A 2363-nucleotide genomic window follows, 5' to 3' on the forward strand; every position below is an offset into this window, starting at 1 on the left:
TTTTGGGCCCCGTCCCTCCAATTCAATCCCAGATCAAAAACAAATCCAATGTACTACGTGGGCGTCGACCTCGGGGCGACGAACGTCCGGGCGGTCGTCGGCGACGGCGCGGCGACGGTACTCGGCTCCGACACGCGGGGGACCCCCCGCGGTCCGAACGGGATCGCCGTGACCGAGGCCGTGCTCGGCGTCGTCCGCGGCGCGTGCGCCGACACCGAGATCGACCCGACGGAGGTCGTCGCGGCCGGGATCGGCTCGATCGGCCCGCTCGACCTCGCCGCCGGGGTCGTCCAGGGGCCGGCGAACCTCCCTGACACCGTCGAGCGGATCCCGCTCGTCGGGCCCGTCTCCCAGCTGCTCGACACCGACGAGGTCCACCTCCACAACGACACCATCGCGGGCGTCATCGGCGAGCGGTTCCACTCCGAGCGCAACCCGGACGACATGGTGTATCTCACGATCTCCTCGGGGATCGGCGCGGGGGTCGCCGTCGACGGCAACGTGCTCTCGGGGTGGGACGGCAACGCCGGTGAGGTGGGCCACATGACCGTCGACCCGCACGGCTTCATGACCTGCGGGTGCGGCCACGACGGCCACTGGGAGGGGTACTGCTCCGGCAACAACATCCCGAAGTACGCCCGCGAGCTCCACGCGGAGGACCCGATCGAGACCTCGTTACCCGTCGAGGACCCGGACTTCTCCGCGGTCGACGTGTTCGAGGCGGCCGGCGAGGACACCTTCGCCGACCACGTGATCGACCAAGTGGCCCACTGGAACGCCATGGGCGTCGCCAACGTGATCCACGCGTACGCTCCGCTCGTGGTGAGCGTCGGCGGCGCGGTCGCGCTCAACAACCCCGAGCGGGTGATCGATCCCGTCCGCGAGAAGCTCTCCGACATGGTGTTCATCAACGTCCCGGAGGTCAGGCTCACCGACTTGGGCGACGAGGTCGTCGTGAAGGGCGCGCTCGCGAGCGCGCTCACCGGCGGCACGGGCGACCGGTCGCGGGTGGAGTCGCCGCCGGAGTGAGCGGTTTTTAAACCCGCACCGCCGTTAATCCTCGAACTCCGTGAGCTCCGGCTCGACGCCGGGATCGACCGCGTCCCGCGTCTCGAGGTACGCGTCCCGGTAGCGCCAGATCTTGCGCAGGAGGACGTAGCCGAACGCGCCCTGGAAGAGGAGGACGAAGAGGAACAGCGTCGGGAGCCGTGGCAGTCCCGTGAGCGCGGGGATCACCGTCGTGACCGGGCCGACGAGGGTGTTGTACAGCCCGTGGATCGCGGCCGCGATGACGAGCCCCTTCACGATGATGGGCCCGCGGTTCTCGGGGTTGAACTTCGCGAGACCGAGGTAGTAGCCCGCGAACGCCGAGTAGACGACGTGGCCCGGTCCGGCGAGCGCGCGCAACGCCGCGATCCCGTCGCCCGCACCGAGGACGGCGAGCCCGAGCGTCAGCTCGGACATTTCGACGGTCCGGGCGATGTACACGAGGTTCTCGATGACGACGAAGCCGAGGCCGGCGATCGCCCCGTACACCGCCCCGTCGACGACGGCGTCGAACCGATCGTCCGTGTACGCGTACAGCCGGACGGCGAGCAGCTTCACCGTCTCCTCGACGGGGCCGACGATAACGAAGAAAAAGAGGATGATCCCGGGGAAGCCGAGCGGGGAGAACAGCGGCTGCGCGTAGCTGTTGAGCACCGCGGCGAACGTCGCCGTGAGGATCGACAGCAGGAACGTCGCCACGAGCAGGGAGAGCGGCTCGGCGGTCGTGACGTCGGAGACGTACACGTACGCGGCGAGGCCGAACGCCGGGATCGCCGAGAGGCCCACGAGCATCGCGACCGCGGGGTCGAAGACGAGCCCGAGGCCGAACGATCCGAGGATGGCGAGGAGCCCGAGGAAGGCGGCGAGCACGACCAGCGCCTTCGCCGATCGGGTGATGAGCCAGTACAGCGCGACGGAGAGCCCGTCGAGGGAGGTGCGCTCCTCCCACGTGGCGACGTCGTAGAGGTCGCGACCGTCGTCGGCGCGCGACTCGACCGGGTCCGACCGAGATGGCATACGCTCCGCTTCGGACCGGGGTGACTTAAGCCGTGGCCGGACTGGTCAGCTGACGGAGGCGCCCGTCTCGGCCTAGCGCCGACGACGACCGCGGCGAGCCGGTGGAATTGAAACCGCGGCGCCCGAAGAGCCGGTATGCACTTCGACCGACGGACCCAGCGGGCGCTCCGCGAGACGGGGCTCGACGCGGACGCGATCGCGGACGCCTCCGACCGCGTCGCGGAACTGGTCGCCGAGGACGCCGACAGCCTGCGGGCGTTCTTCGCCGCCGACGGCCCGTACCTCTCACGTATCCCCGA

2 protein-coding genes are annotated in these 2363 nt (G+C 69.7%); one reads left to right on the top strand and one right to left on the bottom strand.

Going from position 1 to position 2363, the window contains the following annotated elements:
- The first annotated feature begins 48 nt into the window (after positions 1–48).
- Positions 49–1029 (top strand): ROK family protein, encoded by a 981-nt coding sequence (locus OQF71_RS14345; RefSeq protein ID WP_280588490.1) that lies wholly within the window; start codon positions 49–51, stop codon positions 1027–1029.
- 24 nt (positions 1030–1053) lie between these two features.
- Here the strand turns inward: OQF71_RS14345 and OQF71_RS14350 are convergent, their stop codons facing one another.
- Positions 1054–2064: a PrsW family glutamic-type intramembrane protease gene (locus OQF71_RS14350; RefSeq protein WP_280588491.1), complete on the bottom strand. Its 1011-nt coding sequence runs from the start codon at positions 2062–2064 to the stop codon at positions 1054–1056.
- Positions 2065–2363: the final 299 nt, after the last annotated feature.

Origin of the sequence: Halorubrum sp. Boch-26 (assembly GCF_029889805.1) — an archaeon.
Lineage (GTDB): Archaea > Halobacteriota > Halobacteria > Halobacteriales > Haloferacaceae > Halorubrum.